Here is a 16,129-nt window from a genome sequence, read left to right as displayed (position 1 = left end):
TTTTTCGTTGAGCGAATTTTACTTCAGAACTGCGTTGATGTGGTAGAAAACCATGTTTCAGACAATAAATTAAGCAATTAAAACAATGAATTAAATGATGCCAGTTGTTTTGCGCTACTTTCTTATCCAGTTCTGTACCCTTGGTGAAATCGTGTTCAACATTGCCTCCATAGCAACTTGAGATGATGATGACGCCGATTTTTTGTTAATCAGGATTTTGATAAGATGTGGTAAAAATCTTAAACATGGACTACTCGGTGTTTTTTTAAATAAAACACTACAAAAACCGATATTACAGTATTATAAAAATAAATAGCCATACTGAACCAGAACTTGGGCATAAATACCCACTAATTCCCAAGGGCAAAGTGGCTGATACCTGAAATATCAGCCACTTCACCACCCGTTAGTGCTTTATCATTACATGCCGCACCACGGTGTAATCCTCAAGCCCGTACATCGACATATCCTTGCCGTAGCCGGAGAGTTTCTGGCCGCCGTGGGGCATTTCACTGACCAGCATGAAGTGCGTATTCACCCAGGTGCAGCCATATTGCAGGCGGGCGCTGAGGCGGTGCGCGCGGCCAACGTCGCGGGTCCAGACGGATGACGCCAGGCCATATTGCGAATCGTTGGCGTAGGTGAGCGCCTGGGCTTCATCTTCAAACGGCGTCACGCTGATAACCGGGCCGAACACTTCGCGTTGCACGATGGCGTCCTCCTGCTTCGCGCCGGCGAGAACGGTCGGCTGGAAGTAATAGCCCGGCCCGTCGACTTTCGCGCCGCCAGTCACCACGCGGATATGCGGCAGCGCTTTCGCGGCTTCTACCGCCTGGCTCACGCGCTCCAGGTGCGCTTGTGAACTAAGCGGCCCGAGTTCGGTGGTTTCATCCTCCGGCGCGCCCGTTTTCAGTCTGCCCACCGCCGCGCCGAGCTTTTCAACGAGCGTGTCGTAAATCCCTTTTTGGGCGTAGATGCGGCACGCCGCCGTACAGTCCTGGCCTGCATTATAGAACCCGAACGTGCGAATGCCTTCGACGACGGCGTCGAGATCGGCGTCGTCAAACACCAGCACCGGCGCTTTGCCGCCGAGCTCCATATGGGTGCGCTTGATGGACGACGCAGTGCGGCTGATGATGTGCTCGCCGGTGGCGATAGAGCCGGTGAGCGACACCATACGCACTTTCTCATGGCTGGTGAGCGGGTCGCCCACCGTCTGGCCGCGGCCAAACAGCACATTCAGCACACCCGCCGGGAAGATATCTTTGGCAAGCTCCGCGAGCGTAAGCGCGGTCAGCGGCGTAATTTCAGAGGGCTTGAGCACCACGCAGTTGCCCGCCGCCAGCGCGGGGGCCAGCTTCCAGGCGGCCATCATTAGCGGGTAGTTCCAGGGCGCGATAGAGGCCACGACGCCCACCGGATCACGGCGGATCATCGAGGTGTGATCCGCCAGATATTCCCCGGCGGCAAGCCCGTTTAAGCAGCGCGCGGCACCGGCAAAGAAGCGGAACACATCCGCCACCGCCGGGATTTCGTCACCCGCCACGCAGTGCAGCGGCTTACCGCAGTTTTTAGATTCAAGCTGCGCGAATGTCTGCGCGTTGGCCTCAATCACATCTGCAAGCTTGAGCAGCGCCTCGGCGCGCTCTTTGGGTGTGGTGAGACGCCACTGTTCAAACGCCGCGTCGGCACTCTTCACCGCCGCATCCACCTGTTCCGGGCTGGCTTCGGCAATCTCCAGCAGCACCTCGCCCGTCGCGGGGTTATAGACCGGCAGGCGCTCGCCCTTGCCTTCCACCAGCGCGCCGTTAATCAGTAATTGACTCTGCATAGCGTGTTCCTTTGAGGTTATTTGCCGCTACCGGCGACAGTTTCATCATCGCGCGTCAGCCACCATGCGCCCAGAATAGGAATCATGGTGAGGAGCATGACGCACAGCGCCACCACGTTGGTCACCGGCACGTCGCGCGGACGGCCAAGCTGGTTCAGCAGCCACAGCGGCAGCGTGCGCTCGTGGCCTGCGGTAAACGTGGTGACAATAATTTCATCAAACGAGAGCGCGAAGGCGAGCATGCCGCCCGCCAGCAGCGCGGTGCCAAGATTGGGCATCACGATATAGCGAAAGGTCTGCCAGCCGTCGGCACCGAGATCCATCGACGCCTCAATCTGGCTGTATGCCGTGCGCCGCAGCCTCGCTATCACATTATTAAAGACCACCACCACGCAAAAGGTGGCATGGCCCACTACCATCGTGAGAAAGCCCGGTTCGATGTCGAGCTGTTTAAAGGCGGTCAGCAGCGCGATACCGGTGATAATCCCCGGCAGTGCAATGGGCAGCAGTAACAGCAGCGACACCGCGCTTTTGCCGAAAAACTCGCGCCGCCAGAGCGCGGCGGCGGCCAGCGTGCCAAGCACGAGCGCCAGCAGCGTCGCAAGCGTCGCCACTTTAAGTGACAACGTCACGGATTCGAGAATATCCGCGCGCTGCGCCGCCACCTCAAACCAGCGCAGCGTGAAGCCCTGCGGCGGAAAGCTAAAGGCGGATTCTTCGGTGTTAAAGGCGTAAAGCGCGATAATCGCCAGCGGGAAGTGCAGGAAAATCACGCCGCCCCAGGCGGCGATTTTGAGCGGCCACGGCGCGCGGTCAGAGTGCATCGAACGCTCCCAGGCGCTTCACGAACGCCAGATAAACGGCAATCAGGACAATCGGCACCAGCGTAAATGCCGCCGCCATCGGCATATTGCCAATCGCCCCCTGCTGGGAATAGACCATATTGCCGATGAAAAAGCCCGGCGGGCCGACGAGCTGCGGCACGATGAAATCGCCGAGCGTTAATGAAAACGTGAAAATCGAACCGGCGGCGATGCCCGGCACCGCCAGCGGCAGCACCACGTGGCGAAACGTCTGAGAGGGCCTGGCACCGAGATCGGCGGACGCCTGCAACAGCGACGGCGGCAGACGCTCAAGCGCCGCCTGCACCGGCAGGATCATAAACGGCAGCCAGATATAGACGAACACCAGAAACCGCCCGAGCCCGGAGGTGGAGAGCGTGTTGCCGCCAATGCCCGGCAGCGTCAGCAGCGCAGTGAGCGCCCCTTCAAGGCCCAGATGTTGCAGGAACCACTGCGCCACGCCGTCGCGCGCCAGCAGAAGCGTCCAGGCGTAGGCTTTCACGATATAGCTCGCCCACATCGGCAGCATGACGGCGATATAGAAAAACGCCTTCAGCGAGCCGCGCGTATAGCGCGCCATATACCAGGCCATCGGGAACGCCAGAATGGCGCAGGCGATCGACACAACCATCGCCATCACCAGCGTGCGCACAATGATGTCGTAATTAGCGGGATTAAACAGCGCGCTCAGGTTGGCGAGCGTGAAATCCGGCGTTACTGACATCGTAAAGTCGTCGAAGGTGTAAAAGCCCTGCCACAGCAGCGTCAGCAGCGAGCCGAGATAAATAATGCCGAACCACATCAGCGGCGGCAGCAACAGCAGGAACAGCCAGAGCGTCGGACGCCGCCACAGCAGCGCCGCCGCGCGTCGCAGCGGGCCGCTGGCGCGGGAGGGAGGCGAAAGCGTCATGTCCATCTCACCCCTCTCCCTGCAACCGGATCATGGCGGCGCGCGCCCAGGAGGCGGTCACCGCCTGGCCTGCCCGCGGTAGCGACGCATCGGCCACGGGCGACGGGTTCGCCTGGCTTACCAGCAGTTTTTCGCCGCCCTCAAGCGCCAGCTCTACGCGCGTGGCCGCGCCCTGAAACTGCACCGTCTGCACCGTGCCGCGCACCTGGATGTCGCCAGGTTCGTTAAGCCGGATATGCTCAGGACGCAGCGAAAAGGTGCCTGGCTCGCCGCCGAGGTGTCGCATCATGGATTCGCTCAGCACATTGGCGGTGCCGACAAAGCCCGCGACAAACGGTGTGCGCGGGCGCATGTAGAGCTCGCGCGGCGCGTCAATCTGCTCAATACGCCCGTTATTAAACACCGCCACCCGGTCGGACATCGACAGCGCCTCGCCCTGATCGTGGGTGACGAACACAAACGTAATGCCGAGCGAGCGTTGCAGGTTTTTCAGCTCCACCTGCATCTGCTCGCGCAGTTTGAGATCGAGCGCGCCGAGCGGTTCGTCGAGCAGCAGCACGCGCGGCTGATTGACCAGCGCGCGGGCGATGGCGACGCGCTGGCGCTGCCCGCCGGAGAGCTGCGAGGGCTTGCGCGCATGGGTAAAGCCGAGCGCCACCCGCTCCAGCGCCTCGCGGGCGCGGGCAAGCCGCGTTTTTTTATCGACGCCTTTGACCATTAGCCCGTAGGCGACATTCTCCAGCACCGACATATGCGGAAACAGCGCGTAATCCTGAAAGACCGTGTTAACGTCGCGCTCCCACGGCGGCAGCTCGCTGGCTTCGCGCCCGAACAGGCGGATAGCGCCGTCGCTCAGTTGCTCAAAGCCCGCAATCATCCGCAGGCAGGTGGTTTTGCCGGAGCCGGACGGCCCCAGCATCGAGAAAAACTCCCCGTCTTCAATCGTCATGCTGACGTTGTCAACCGCGCGCACGTCGCCGTAGCGCCTGGAAACTTGCTGAAACTCCACTGCGTAAGCCATACGTCCCCCGCGCTTAGCGCCCGCCCATGATGGCGATGTAATCCTGGGTCCAGCGGCTGTAGGGCACATATTTCCCGCCCTGCGACACCGGGGTTTTCCAGAAGGCGATTTTGTCGAAGAAGGTAAAGCCGTTGGTTTCGCAGCCTTTCTCGCCGAGCAGCGTGCTGGCCTTACAGCCTTCCGGCACTGTAGGGAGCGAGCCAAACCAGGCGGCGACATCGCCCTGCACTTTCGGCGTCAGCGACCAGTTCATCCATTGATAGGCGCAGTTAGGGTGTTTCGCGTCGGCGTGCAGCATGGTGGTGTCGGCCCAGCCGGTCACGCCCTCTTTCGGGAAAACGGTGGCAATAGGCTGGCCTTCGTTTTTCAGCGCGTTCGCCTGGTATGGCCAGGCGCTGGCGGCCACGACGCCTTCGTTTTTGAAATCGCTCATCTGTACCGTGGTGTCATGCCAGTAGCGATGGATCAACTGATGCTGATCGCGCAGCACTTTCAGTACCGCGCCATACTGCGCCTCGGTCAGCTGATAAGGATCGGTGATGCCGAGCTCAGGCTGGGTCGCTTTGACGTAAAGCGCCGCGTCGGCGATATAGATTGGCCCGTCGTAAGCCTGCACGCGGCCCTGATTCGATTTGCCATCCGCCAGCGTTTGTTTCACAAACAGCACCGCCCAGCTGTCCGGCGGCGTCGGGAACGCTTTGGTGTTATACATCAGCAGGTTTGGCCCCCACTGGTAGGGCGTGCCGTAGACTTTACCGTCGAGGTTAAACCATTCGCCTTTGACGAGGCGCGGGTCGACATTTTTCCAGTTCGGGATGAGCGCGGTGTTAATCGGCTGTACGCGTTTGCCCATAATGAGGCGCAGCGAGGCGTCGCCGGAGGCCGTGACCAGATCGTAACCGCCTTTCGCCATCAGACTGACCATTTCATCGGACGTGGCGGCGGTTTTGACATTCACCGCGCAGCCGGTCGATTTTTCAAACTCCGTCACCCAGTCATAAGCTTTGTCGGTCTGGCCGCGTTCGATATAGCCCGGCCACGCGATAATATCGAGGCGGCCTTCCCCCTGGCCGAGTTGGGAAGGCGGCTCGGCGGCGCTGGCGATACTGGTCGTCAGGCACAGCGCGGCGGCCGCGCTAAGCGCGAAGGATTTGGTCATGGTCGTTGCTCCTGTCTGAATGATGAGTCGGCCGCCGTGCCGTAAAAATATCTCCCAAAATAACCATATACAGGCACAGATAAACGCGCCTGCGGGCGCTGGCGGAATTTATTCAGGTTGTGACAAACCGCGCACTCTTTATTGTTTCAGCGCTGTCGTTGCATAAATCAGGTGGTGGTTTTTCACAGTGTAGACAGGCGCTTAGCGATGTGAAGCCTTTTCCGTTAACTATTATGATTTCATATGCCCGAGCGGAAAGACGATTAACAGAAATAATCGCTGTGGAATAAGCCTGAATCAGGCATGGTTTTTTATTTCGGCAATAACCTTTTCTTTATTTGAGAATATAAACGCGCATTACCGAAAGGTTATTTCGCGCGTTTATCGCTTCATTGCGGCGCTTTCGCCATTGCCTCGCGGATGAGCCGCGCGAGCGTCTTCACCGCCTGCTCTTCGCGCTCGCCCCACGCCCAGGAGGCGTTAAAGCGAAAATAGTTATGCCAGCGCGCGCTGGTGGTGAACATTTTGCCGGGCGCAATGCTTATCTGGTGCGCCAGCGCCTGCTCGTGAAGCTTTCCTGCATCCAGCGATGCGGGCAATTCTACCCAGAGGAAATAGCCGCTCTCGCTGCGGTGAATTTTAACGGCCTGCGGAAAGTGACGGCGCAGCGACTGCCACGCCGCCTGTTTGCGCTCCGCCAGCACGCGGCGCAAACGCCGCAGGTGGGTGTCGTAGCGTCGTGTGGCGAGATAATCCACCAGCGCCATCTGCATCGGCGAGCTGGTAGAGAGCGTGCTCATCAGCTGAAGCTGCTGGATGCGCTGCGCATGGCGGCCCGCCGCCACCCAGCCGATGCGAAACCCGGCCACCAGACATTTGGAAAACGACGAACAGTGCAGCGTCAGCCCCTGGTCATCCCAGGCTTTCACCGGCAGCGGTTTCTCGCGCCCGTAGTAAAGCTCGCTGTAAACATCATCTTCAATGAGCACCACGTTGTAGCGCGAAAGCAGCGCCATCAGCTGCTGTTTTTTCTGCGCGCTCAGCGTAAAGCCGAGCGGGTTCTGGGCGTTGCTCATCAGCCAGCAGGCTTTCACCGGGTACTCCTGCAGCGCCTTTTCGAGCGCCGCGAGATCGATGCCGTTGACCGCGTCGGTCGCCACAGAGAGCGCCTTCAGCCGTAAACGCTCCAGCGCCTGAAGCGCGCCGTAAAAACAGGGGTTTTCGACAATCACCCAGTCGCCGGGCTCGGTCACCGCCTGGAGGCTCAGATTTAAGGCTTCGAGCGCCCCTGCGGTAATGACAATTTCATCGGGCGAGACGTTCATGCCCTGCATCGCGTATCGCCGGGCGATAGCGTGGCGCAGCGCCTCGTTGCCCGGCGGCAGGTTCTCAATCACGCTCATGGCGTTGGCCGAGCGGCTGACGCTTGAGAGCGAGCGGTTAAGCTGCGCCAGTGGAAAGAGGCGCGGATCGGGAAACGCCGAGCCGAACGGCACCACGGCGGCGTCGGTGCTCGCCTGGAGCACGTCAAAAATATAGGTGTTGATGTCGACCTGTTCGTCGCGGGTCACCTGTTCGAGCGCCTGCGGCGCGCGCGGCGTGGGCTTCGGGGCGACGTAGTAACCGGACTGCGGGCGTGCCACGATGATCCCCTGACTTTCCAGCGTCTGATAGGCGTGGCTCACGGTCATAAAGCTCATGCCGCTGCTCACCACCTGCTCGCGCAGGGACGGCAGCCGGTCGCCAGGGTGCCACACCCCGAGCGCAATCTGATCGGTTATCTGCTGAGCCAGCCGCTGGTATTTTTTCATCGCACCTCGCGGCATCCGGCCGCATTCACAAGGGGTTAACGCAGAGCGCGTATCATCGTGCCGTCTGGTTAGATCAGGCAAGCAAAATCGCAACTTTTTATTTAACTGTTATAGTCAAATAACGTTTTTCTGTTTCTGCACGTTCGTGCTGCCCCGGATTACCATGATCGCGGACAACATTATGTCATGAGGTTTGCATGTTTGGTTTAGATGCGTTTCATCTGGCAAGGATTCAGTTCGCCTTTACTGTTTCTTTCCACATTATTTTCCCCGCTATCACTATCGGTCTCGCCAGCTATCTGGCGGTGCTGGAAGGACTGTGGGTGAAAACAAAAAATCCGGTATGGCGCTCGCTGTACCATTTCTGGTCGAAAATTTTCGCCGTTAACTTCGGGATGGGCGTAGTCTCAGGCCTGGTGATGGCCTATCAGTTCGGTACGAACTGGAGCGGCTTTTCGCAGTTCGCGGGCAGCATTACCGGCCCGCTGCTGACCTACGAAGTGTTGACCGCCTTCTTCCTGGAAGCCGGTTTCCTCGGCGTGATGCTGTTTGGCTGGAACAAAGTCGGCCCCGGCCTGCACTTTTTCTCCACCTGCATGGTGGCGCTCGGCACGCTGATTTCGACCTTCTGGATCCTCGCCTCCAACAGCTGGATGCACACGCCGCAGGGCTTTGAGATCCACAACGGCCAGGTGGTGCCGGTGGACTGGGTGGCGGTGATTTTCAACCCCTCCTTCCCGTACCGCCTGCTGCATATGTCGATAGCGGCGTTTTTAAGCAGTGCGTTTTTTGTCGGCGCGTCTGCCGCCTGGCATCTGCTGCGCGGCAACGATACACCCGCGATTCGCCGCATGTTCTCTATGGCGCTGTGGATGGCGCTGATAGTCGCTCCCATTCAGGCGATGATTGGCGATATGCACGGGCTGAATACGCTTAAACATCAGCCCGCCAAAATCGCGGCCATTGAAGGCCATTGGGAGAACCCGCCGGGCGAGGCGACGCCGCTGACGCTCTTCGGCATCCCGGATATGGACGAAGAACGCACCAAATACGCGCTGGAAGTGCCAAAACTCGGCAGCATTATCCTGACCCACAGCCTCGATAAACAGGTGCCGGCGCTTAAGGAGTTCCCGAAAGAAGATCGGCCGAACTCCACCATCGTGTTCTGGTCGTTCCGCATTATGGTGGCGATGGGGCTTTTGATGATCCTGCTTGGTGTGATTAGCGTCTGGCTGCGCTACAAGAACCGCCTCTACACGTCTCGCCCCTTCCACCACTTCGCGCTCTGGATGGGGCCTGCCGGGCTGATTGCCATTCTCGCAGGCTGGGTAACGACCGAAGTGGGCCGCCAGCCGTGGGTGGTGTACGGGCTGCAACGCACCCGCGACGCGGTTTCCGGCCACGGCGACCTGCAGATGAGCCTGAGCCTTATCGCCTTTATCGTGGTCTACACCTCGGTCTTCGGCGTCGGCTACAGCTACATGGTACGACTGATTAAAAAAGGGCCGCAGCCGCTGGATGATATCCCTTCCAGCACCGACGGCAGACCCGCGCGTCCGCTGTCGGCGGCAGGCGAATCTCTGGATAGCGCAGAGGAGAAAGCGTAATGGGCATCGATCTCTCCATCATCTGGTTCGTGATTATCGTCTTCGCCACGCTGATGTATATCGTGATGGACGGCTTTGATCTCGGCATCGGCATTCTGTTCCCGTTTGTGCGTGACGGTCACGACCGCGATGTGATGGTTAACAGCGTGGCCCCGGTGTGGGACGGCAACGAAACCTGGCTGGTGCTGGGCGGCGCGGGTCTGTTCGGCGCGTTTCCGCTGGCCTACGCGGTGATTATCGACGCGCTGACCATTCCGCTGACGCTGATGCTGATTGGTCTTATCTTTCGCGGTGTGGCGTTTGAGTTCCGCTTTAAAGCGACGCCCGCCCATCGGCCCTTCTGGGATAAGGCGTTTCTGAGCGGCTCGATCCTGGCGACCTTCTGCCAAGGCGTAGTGGTGGGCGCGGTGATCAACGGCTTTAAAGTCACCGGCCGCACCTTCAGCGGTTCGGCGCTCGACTGGCTGACGCCATTTAACCTCTTCTGCGGCGTGGGGCTGGTGGTGGCCTATGCACTGCTCGGCGCAACCTGGATTGTCATGAAGAGTGAAAACCAGCTGCACCAGAATATGCGTCGCCTCGCCCGTTCGCTGCTGCTGGCGCTGCTGGCGGTGATCGCCATTATCAGCGCCTGGACGCCGATCGCCCATCAGGCGGTTTCCGATCGCTGGTTCACGCTGCCTAATCTCTGGTTCCTGCTGCCGGTGCCGGTACTGGTGGCGCTGTTCAGCCTCTGGCTGTGGCGCAAGCTTGCGGACTCTGAGAGCCACACGCTGCCGTTCGTGCTGACGCTGGGGCTGATTTTCTTAGGCTTCAGCGGGCTTGGCATCAGCATCTGGCCTCACATCATTCCGCCTGATATCACGCTCTGGGAGGCCGCCGCGCCGCCGGCAAGCCAGGGCTTTATGCTGGTGGGCGCGCTGCTGATTATCCCGATAATTCTGGTCTATACCTTCTGGAGCTACTACGTGTTCCGCGGCAAAGTTCAGCATGGGGAGGGCTATCACTGATGGAACATCACGATTCGCCGCGCTGGAAAAAGCTGCTGTGGCTGGTGGTCATCTGGTCCGCGAGCGTTCTGGCGCTCGGCGCGGTCAGCATGGTGTTGCGCCTGCTGATGAGCGCCGCCGGGTTAAAAACCCACTAATCTTCTTTCAGGCCAGCTTTCGCGCTGGCCTTTTTCTTCCCCCACCGCGTTTAAATTCCGTTTATTGAAAGTTGTCTGTGCAGGCGATACGATTAAACAATCCATCCAGACGGATTGTTTATTATGAGCAAAGCACATCATCGTTCAAAATCACCCGAGGCGCTGCGCCAGACGCTGCTGGAATGCGCCGCCGGGGTTATCGCCGAGCAAGGTCTGACGGGCCTTACGCAGGAAAAAGTCATTCGCCGCGCCGGGATCAGCAAAGGCGGTTTACAGCACCACTTCCCGACCCGCCAGGCGCTGGTGGACGGCGTGATGCACCACCTTGAACAGGCGCTGCTGGAAGAGATCCAGACGCTGATGGCGCAGGATCCGAACCCGAACGGCCGCGCCACCCGCGCTTATATTCATGCCTGTGTCAGAAAAATGCCGGACAGTGAACAGGCCATGCAACGCGCGCTAATGACGGCGATTTTCGCCGACCCGGCCCTTCAGCAACGCTGGGGCGTCTTTCTGCGGGACGCCCTGCCGCGCGACGACGACGAACATACCTCGCCTGAGAAGGCACGGCGTCGGCTGCTCTGCCGCATGACGGCAGATGGATTCTGGTTTGCCGCGCTCTGCGGCGACCACACGGTGCCGCCTGACGATCGGGCGGCGTTAATCGAAACTCTACTGGCAATGACGGAGTAACATCATGACCTGGCTGCTGCTCTCTGTGGCGATTGTGTGTGAAGTGATTGGCACGACTTTTTTAAAGCTCTCTGAAGGCTTTACCCGTCTGGTGCCGACGCTGGTAACGGCGGTCTGTTACGGCATCGCGTTCTGGTGTTTAAGCGTCACCATGCGCACCATTCCGACCGGCATTATTTACGCTATCTGGTCTGGCGTCGGTGTTGTGCTGATTGGCGTGGTGGGCTGGATTTTTCTCGGCCAGAAGCTCGATCTGCCTGCCATGCTCGGCATGGGGCTGATTATCGCGGGCGTACTCGTGATAAACCTGTTCTCCCACGCCGTCGCGCATTGATTTTCCGCCGGGCACAGTTGCCCGGCTATCACCTTTTCTTATTATTACTCCCTGCCAGTCCTGGCTTTATTGCTTTCTCGACCTAAGGATAATCCTAAGCCGGGAAATAGTTTTATTACCTGCGTAAATATAGGCATAGTATTATTAAGCCTATAAGCGCAGCGGCAAATAAATATATCATTTGAAATTTCCGCGACTATTCCGTGAAATGATAATCACCATAAGAAACCAATTATCTCGCCGCGCTTATTTTCATTCGAAATAGCGGTATGTATTTTTTTGTCATTTATATGGATGGGAAGCGGTATTTATAAAATATAAAAAGCGCGCCACATCGCACCGGGTATTCCTCCGCTACCTTATGCTCACCCTGGCTTTCAGGTATTTCATTTAACGAGGTTTATCATGGTGCAGCAATCAGCAGTGCTGGATAAAGTGACGCCTGCCCAGGACCGACTGACGGTCCGGGAGAAATTAGGTTTCGGATTTGGTGATGCGGCCTGCAATATGAGCTGGGGGCCGGTAACCATGTTTTTAACCTGGTTTTATACCGATATATTTGGCTTAAACGCCGCCCTTATCGCCACAATGTTTTTAGTGGTGCGGCTGCTCGATGCGTTTATTGATCCGGTCATTGGCGCGCTGGCGGACCGTTACCCGACCCGCCACGGCCGTTTTCGCCCGTGGATCCTCTACGGCTGCGTGCCTTTTTGCGCCATCTGTATTTTTGCGTTTTATACGCCGGATTTAAGCACCGGCGCGAAAGAGATATACGCTTTCGTCACCTATTTGCTGCTCTCCATTCTCTACAGCACCGTGAATATTCCTTACTGCTCGCTTGGCAGCGTGATCACCGCGAACCCGGTAGACCGCGTGGCCTGCCAGTCCTATCGCTTCACCATGGCTAACAGCGCCGTGCTGCTCTGCTCTCTGACGCTGCTGCCGCTGGTCGATTATCTGGGCGGCGGCAACCAGCAAAAAGGCTTTTTTATTACCAACGCGATGTTCTCGGTTATCGGCCTGTGCCTGTTTTTACTCTGCTTTTTTAATACCCGCGAGCGCATTATGCCGCAGCGCGAAAAGCAGGAAAATATCGTGCGTAATTTCCGCTCGGCCTTTAAAAATGACCAGTGGCTGATGGTCGTCGCCGGGATGTTTATTGGCTGTATTCCGGCGTTCGTCTGCGGCGGCGCGACTATCTATTTCACCAAATATTTAATGCATCTCGACAACACCATGACGACGCTGTTTATCAGTATTGGCGTGGTCGCCTGCGTGCTCGGTAATCTCGCGACGAGTTTCGTCACCCGTTATATTTGTAAAGTGAAACTGTATATCGCCGTCGGTTTTATTACGGCCGCCATTTCCGTCGTGATTTATTTTGTCGACCCGCAAAATGTGATGCTGATCTTTATTCTGAATACGCTGCGTGCGTGGATTGGCGCGATTACCGTTCCGGTATTCTGGTCGTTTATCGCCGATGCCGACGATTATGGCGAATGGAAACTCAAAAAACGCATGTCCGGTATTTATGCCTCCGGCAACCTGTTCGCGCTGAAAGTCAGCCTCGCCATCGGCGGTGCCATTACCGCGCTGGTGCTTTCCGCCACGCATTATGTTCCTGAAGCCGCCGTGCAGGCACCCGCGACACAGCAGGCCATTATGATGCTGATTACCTTTATTCCGGCCATCGGCGGCGTACTGACCTCCACCATTTTCCTGTTTTATAAGCTCGACAAAAAGACGATGCAGAAAATTCAGGATGACCTGAGCGTCGGCAAATATGCCAGCGATGCCGCCCTTCGTTAATAAGGAGACGTTATGACCACGCTTTCATTTACGCTCGACCCGCAGAACGTGATTTCTGCCATCGACCCGCGCCTGTTTGGCTCGTTCATTGAACATCTGGGCCGCGCGGTCTATACCGGCGTCTATGAGCCGGAGCACCCGCTCGCGGACGAGGACGGGTTTCGTAAGGACGTGATTGATCTCGTCAAAGGGCTGCACGTCACCACGGTACGCTACCCCGGCGGCAATTATGTCTCCGGCTTTAACTGGCGCGACAGCATCGGCCCGAAGGAAGATCGCCCGGTGCGCCTCGATTACGCCTGGATAAGTAAAGAGACCAACCAGTTTGGCATTGATGAGTTTGCGCGCTGGTGCGAAAAAACCGGCGTCGAGCCGATGATCGCCGTGAACCTCGGCACCGGCACGCCGCAGGAGGCGGGCTATTTCGCCGAGTATTGCAATCATCCCGGCGGCACGACGCTCAGCGATTTGCGCATTCAGCATGGCCGCCGCGAGCCGTATAACTTCCGCCTGTGGTGCCTTGGTAATGAGATGGACGGGCCGTGGCAGACCGGGCAAATGAACGCCCGCGAGTATGCGCACAAGGCGCGCGAAACCGCGAAAATCCTGCGCTGTATCGACCCTAAGGCGCAGCTGGTGGCGTGCGGCAGCTCCAGCTCGGCGATGACCACATTCCCGGAGTGGGACCGTATCGTGCTGGAAGAACTCTACGATTACGTCGATTTTATCTCCTGTCACCAGTATTACGAGAACGAAGGCAGCGAGACCGATTTCCTCGCCTCGTTCGTCAATATGGACAATTTCATCGAAACCATCGTCAGCACCGCCAATTACGCCAAAGCGGTGCGGCGCAGCAATAAAGAGATGATGATCTCCTTTGACGAGTGGAACGTCTGGTATCTGCGCGGCGATCCGTGGGACGCGCCGATGAAAGATCCGGCGAACCGCTTCCGTGAGGCCCCGCCGCTGCTGGAAGACCGCTACTCGTTCCTCGACGCGCTAGTGATGGGTGGCCTGCTCTGCTCGCTGCTGAACCACGCCGACCGGGTGAAAATGGCGAGCCTGGCGCAGCTGGTGAACGTCATCGCGCCGATTTTCACCGAGCCTGGCAAAGGCGCGCTCTGCCAGACGCTCTACTGGCCGTTTGAGATGGTCGCGAGCGTCAGCGACGGCGTGGTGCTGCGCCACCAGCTGCCGGTGCCAACGTTTGCGAGCAAATATGGCGACGCCCGCAGCGTTCAGTCGTCAGTGGTGTATAACGAGGCGCGCGGCGAAATTTATATTTTCGCCGTGAACTGCGATTTCACTACCGCTTATGAGCTTGATATCAACCTGCCCGCCTTCAGCGACTGCCGTCTGAAAGAGCACAGCGTGCTGCGCAGCGACGATCTGTACGCGAAAAACACTTTCGACGATCCGAACCGCGTGCGCCCGGAGATTATCGATTACCCGCACGGCAGCCTGCGTGAGAACACGCTCACGCTCGCGCCGCTGACCTGGAATCGCATCACGCTGTCGGTCGCCCGCGCGTAAGGAGTACGCCCCGCGCGTGATGCGCTGAATCACCTCTGAGAAGCCCGCACCGCCGTTTACGAACGGCGGTAAGGCCGCCTTATGCCCAAAAACTGACAACAATAAGAGAGACACGATGAAAAAGATGATGGTACTGCCCTGTGTGTTCAGCCTGCTGGCGCCCTGCGCGATGGCGGAAATGAAAGTGAATACGCCGCAGGGCGATCTGAAATTCTACGGCGACGTGGAGTTTAACGTCGATGCGGCGAGCCGCACCGGGCAGCTTACGTCGCTGCGCACCTCTGACGATAAAGACTGGAAACCGGGCGACCATGAAAAATGGGATGTCAACGGCCGTATTCTTTTGGGCGTGGATGGTTACCGCGAGAAAAACGGCAATTTCGCAGGCTTCACGGTGCAGCCGCTCGCGGATCTGTCGGGGCACACCAATCTTGATGACGCGGCGTTTTACTTCGGCCAGCCGCAGGCCTGGAAAATCAAGGTCGGTCGTTTTGAAGCCTACGATATGTTCCCGCTCAATCAGGACACCTTTATTCAGTATTCCGGCAACACCGCGAACGATATTTACGGCGACGGCTTCGGCTACGTCTACATGATGAAAGAGGGCCGCGGGCGCAGCAGCAACGGCGGCGCGGTGCAGTTCAGCGGCGAATACGGCAACTGGTATTTCGAGCTGAACAATATGGTGAAAGACGGCACCACGCTGTTTGCCGACGATACCTATCACGGCAACGCGCTGGAGAATAAAAAGAACGTTATCTATATGCGCCCGGTGGTTGCGTGGCGCGACGACCACTTCTCCGCCGCCGTGGCGATGGAAACCAACGTGGTGAGCAACGCTTACGGCTATAACGACGCCCAGGGGCGTTTTCAGGATCAGTCAGACCGCACCGGCTATGGCGCGACCTTCACCTGGAACAGCCTGAAGAACGATCCGGACGACGGTACGGTGATTAACATCAATACCGCGTATATGGACGCCGATGACGAAACCGACTTCAGCGCCGGGGCCAACGTGCTGTGGCGTCATCTGGAGCTTGGTTATATCTACGCGCACAACAATATTGATGACTTCAATATGTCGAGCGTCGGTGAAGAAGACGGCCAGCTGAAATACCCCGGCAAATATGACATTCACACCGTGCATCTCTCCTACGGTTTCACCAACGTGATGGATATGGACAACTTCAATATCTATCTCGGCGCTTACTGGTCGCAGCTCTCGCTTAAAGAGAGCGACTACGATAACGAAGGCGATAAAGACCGCTACGGCGCACGCGTGCGCTTTAAATATTTCTTCTGACGCCTTTGCCCCTTCGCGCCCGCGGAGGGGCCAAATATATTTTCCGCATTTAGATAGCGATTTTTGTTGGTTCTCATCCCTGACGCCCTGCGTTTTTATAACGTCGACAGACAGTTAATAACAACGGAC

At 58.0% G+C, this 16,129-nt stretch carries 14 protein-coding genes; 8 read left to right on the top strand and 6 right to left on the bottom strand.

Features of this window, described 5'->3' with window-relative positions; translation table 11 throughout:
* Positions 1-406: 406 nt before the first annotated feature.
* The 6 genes from patD to G9X48_RS04815 form a co-directional block, all read right to left on the bottom strand.
* Positions 407-1,831 (bottom strand): aminobutyraldehyde dehydrogenase, encoded by a 1,425-nt coding sequence (gene patD, locus G9X48_RS04840; protein ID WP_097641453.1) that lies wholly within the window; start codon positions 1,829-1,831, stop codon positions 407-409.
* A 17-nt stretch (positions 1,832-1,848) separates the two neighbouring features.
* Positions 1,849-2,655 carry an ABC transporter permease gene (locus G9X48_RS04835; RefSeq protein ID WP_007774780.1) on the bottom strand — a complete coding sequence of 269 codons (807 nt, stop codon included), beginning with the start codon at positions 2,653-2,655 and terminating at the stop codon, positions 1,849-1,851.
* Positions 2,645-3,583, bottom strand: coding sequence for an ABC transporter permease (locus G9X48_RS04830; protein ID WP_234451463.1), 939 nt, complete (start codon positions 3,581-3,583; stop codon positions 2,645-2,647). Before G9X48_RS04830 ends, G9X48_RS04835 begins: the two co-directional genes overlap by 11 nt.
* Positions 3,584-3,590: 7 nt before the next feature.
* The gene (locus G9X48_RS04825) at positions 3,591-4,604 is read right to left on the bottom strand and encodes an ABC transporter ATP-binding protein (protein WP_032989601.1); all 1,014 of its coding nucleotides are present in this window, start codon (positions 4,602-4,604) and stop codon (positions 3,591-3,593) included.
* A 13-nt stretch (positions 4,605-4,617) separates the two neighbouring features.
* Positions 4,618-5,763, bottom strand: a complete 1,146-nt coding sequence (ydcS, locus tag G9X48_RS04820) for a putative ABC transporter substrate-binding protein YdcS (RefSeq protein WP_097641455.1) — start codon at positions 5,761-5,763, stop codon at positions 4,618-4,620.
* 389 nt (positions 5,764-6,152) lie between these two features.
* The gene (locus G9X48_RS04815; RefSeq protein WP_097641456.1) at positions 6,153-7,574 is read right to left on the bottom strand and encodes a PLP-dependent aminotransferase family protein; all 1,422 of its coding nucleotides are present in this window, start codon (positions 7,572-7,574) and stop codon (positions 6,153-6,155) included.
* 197 nt (positions 7,575-7,771) lie between these two features.
* On the opposite strand from G9X48_RS04815, the gene G9X48_RS04810 reads away from it, so the two are divergent.
* The 8 genes from G9X48_RS04810 to G9X48_RS04775 all read left to right on the top strand — a co-directional run bounded on the left by G9X48_RS04810 (position 7,772) and on the right by G9X48_RS04775 (position 16,000).
* Positions 7,772-9,181: a cytochrome ubiquinol oxidase subunit I gene (locus G9X48_RS04810; protein WP_004387119.1), complete on the top strand. Its 1,410-nt coding sequence runs from the start codon at positions 7,772-7,774 to the stop codon at positions 9,179-9,181.
* The gene (gene cydB / locus G9X48_RS04805) at positions 9,181-10,191 is read left to right on the top strand and encodes a cytochrome d ubiquinol oxidase subunit II (protein ID WP_097641457.1); all 1,011 of its coding nucleotides are present in this window, start codon (positions 9,181-9,183) and stop codon (positions 10,189-10,191) included. Before G9X48_RS04810 ends, cydB begins: the two co-directional genes overlap by 1 nt.
* A complete protein-coding gene (locus G9X48_RS04800; protein ID WP_004387121.1) occupies positions 10,191-10,328 on the top strand; it encodes a DUF2474 domain-containing protein in 138 nt (45 codons plus the stop codon). The genes cydB and G9X48_RS04800 overlap by 1 nt, the downstream gene beginning before the upstream one ends.
* A gap of 123 nt (positions 10,329-10,451) precedes the next feature.
* Entirely contained in the window at positions 10,452-11,021 is a 570-nt protein-coding gene (locus tag G9X48_RS04795; protein WP_032989604.1) for a TetR/AcrR family transcriptional regulator, read from the top strand.
* 4 nt (positions 11,022-11,025) lie between these two features.
* Positions 11,026-11,355 (top strand): SMR family transporter, encoded by a 330-nt coding sequence (locus G9X48_RS04790; RefSeq protein WP_032989605.1) that lies wholly within the window; start codon positions 11,026-11,028, stop codon positions 11,353-11,355.
* A 405-nt stretch (positions 11,356-11,760) separates the two neighbouring features.
* On the top strand, positions 11,761-13,164 hold the full coding sequence (locus G9X48_RS04785; RefSeq protein WP_032989606.1) for an MFS transporter: 1,404 nt from the start codon (positions 11,761-11,763) through the stop codon (positions 13,162-13,164).
* A 12-nt stretch (positions 13,165-13,176) separates the two neighbouring features.
* Positions 13,177-14,697: an alpha-N-arabinofuranosidase gene (locus G9X48_RS04780; protein ID WP_097641458.1), complete on the top strand. Its 1,521-nt coding sequence runs from the start codon at positions 13,177-13,179 to the stop codon at positions 14,695-14,697.
* A gap of 115 nt (positions 14,698-14,812) precedes the next feature.
* Positions 14,813-16,000, top strand: coding sequence for a carbohydrate porin (locus tag G9X48_RS04775; RefSeq protein ID WP_004386947.1), 1,188 nt, complete (start codon positions 14,813-14,815; stop codon positions 15,998-16,000).
* The last annotated feature ends 129 nt before the right edge of the window (positions 16,001-16,129 follow it).

The sequence above is a fragment of the Cronobacter sp. HA18006 genome (genome assembly GCF_011605445.1).
Taxonomy (GTDB): domain Bacteria; phylum Pseudomonadota; class Gammaproteobacteria; order Enterobacterales; family Enterobacteriaceae; genus Cronobacter; species Cronobacter sakazakii.
This window is presented reverse-complemented; position numbering and strand designations above follow the sequence as displayed.

Bases quoted from the DNA above. Each gene is read 5' to 3' on its own strand.
- G9X48_RS04810 (WP_004387119.1), top strand. From the start codon at position 7,772: ATGTTTGGTTTAGATGCGTTTCATCTGGCAAGGATTCAGTTCGCCTTT.
- G9X48_RS04815 (WP_097641456.1), bottom strand. From the start codon at position 7,574: ATGAAAAAATACCAGCGGCTGGCTCAGCAGATAACCGATCAGATTGCG.
- G9X48_RS04780 (WP_097641458.1), top strand. From the start codon at position 13,177: ATGACCACGCTTTCATTTACGCTCGACCCGCAGAACGTGATTTCTGCC.
- G9X48_RS04835 (WP_007774780.1), bottom strand. From the start codon at position 2,655: ATGCACTCTGACCGCGCGCCGTGGCCGCTCAAAATCGCCGCCTGGGGC.
- ydcS (WP_097641455.1), bottom strand. From the start codon at position 5,763: ATGACCAAATCCTTCGCGCTTAGCGCGGCCGCCGCGCTGTGCCTGACG.
- G9X48_RS04800 (WP_004387121.1), top strand. From the start codon at position 10,191: ATGGAACATCACGATTCGCCGCGCTGGAAAAAGCTGCTGTGGCTGGTG.
- G9X48_RS04825 (WP_032989601.1), bottom strand. From the start codon at position 4,604: ATGGCTTACGCAGTGGAGTTTCAGCAAGTTTCCAGGCGCTACGGCGAC.
- G9X48_RS04830 (WP_234451463.1), bottom strand. From the start codon at position 3,583: ATGACGCTTTCGCCTCCCTCCCGCGCCAGCGGCCCGCTGCGACGCGCG.
- cydB (WP_097641457.1), top strand. From the start codon at position 9,181: ATGGGCATCGATCTCTCCATCATCTGGTTCGTGATTATCGTCTTCGCC.
- patD (WP_097641453.1), bottom strand. From the start codon at position 1,831: ATGCAGAGTCAATTACTGATTAACGGCGCGCTGGTGGAAGGCAAGGGC.
- G9X48_RS04795 (WP_032989604.1), top strand. From the start codon at position 10,452: ATGAGCAAAGCACATCATCGTTCAAAATCACCCGAGGCGCTGCGCCAG.
- G9X48_RS04785 (WP_032989606.1), top strand. From the start codon at position 11,761: ATGGTGCAGCAATCAGCAGTGCTGGATAAAGTGACGCCTGCCCAGGAC.
- G9X48_RS04775 (WP_004386947.1), top strand. From the start codon at position 14,813: ATGAAAAAGATGATGGTACTGCCCTGTGTGTTCAGCCTGCTGGCGCCC.
- G9X48_RS04790 (WP_032989605.1), top strand. From the start codon at position 11,026: ATGACCTGGCTGCTGCTCTCTGTGGCGATTGTGTGTGAAGTGATTGGC.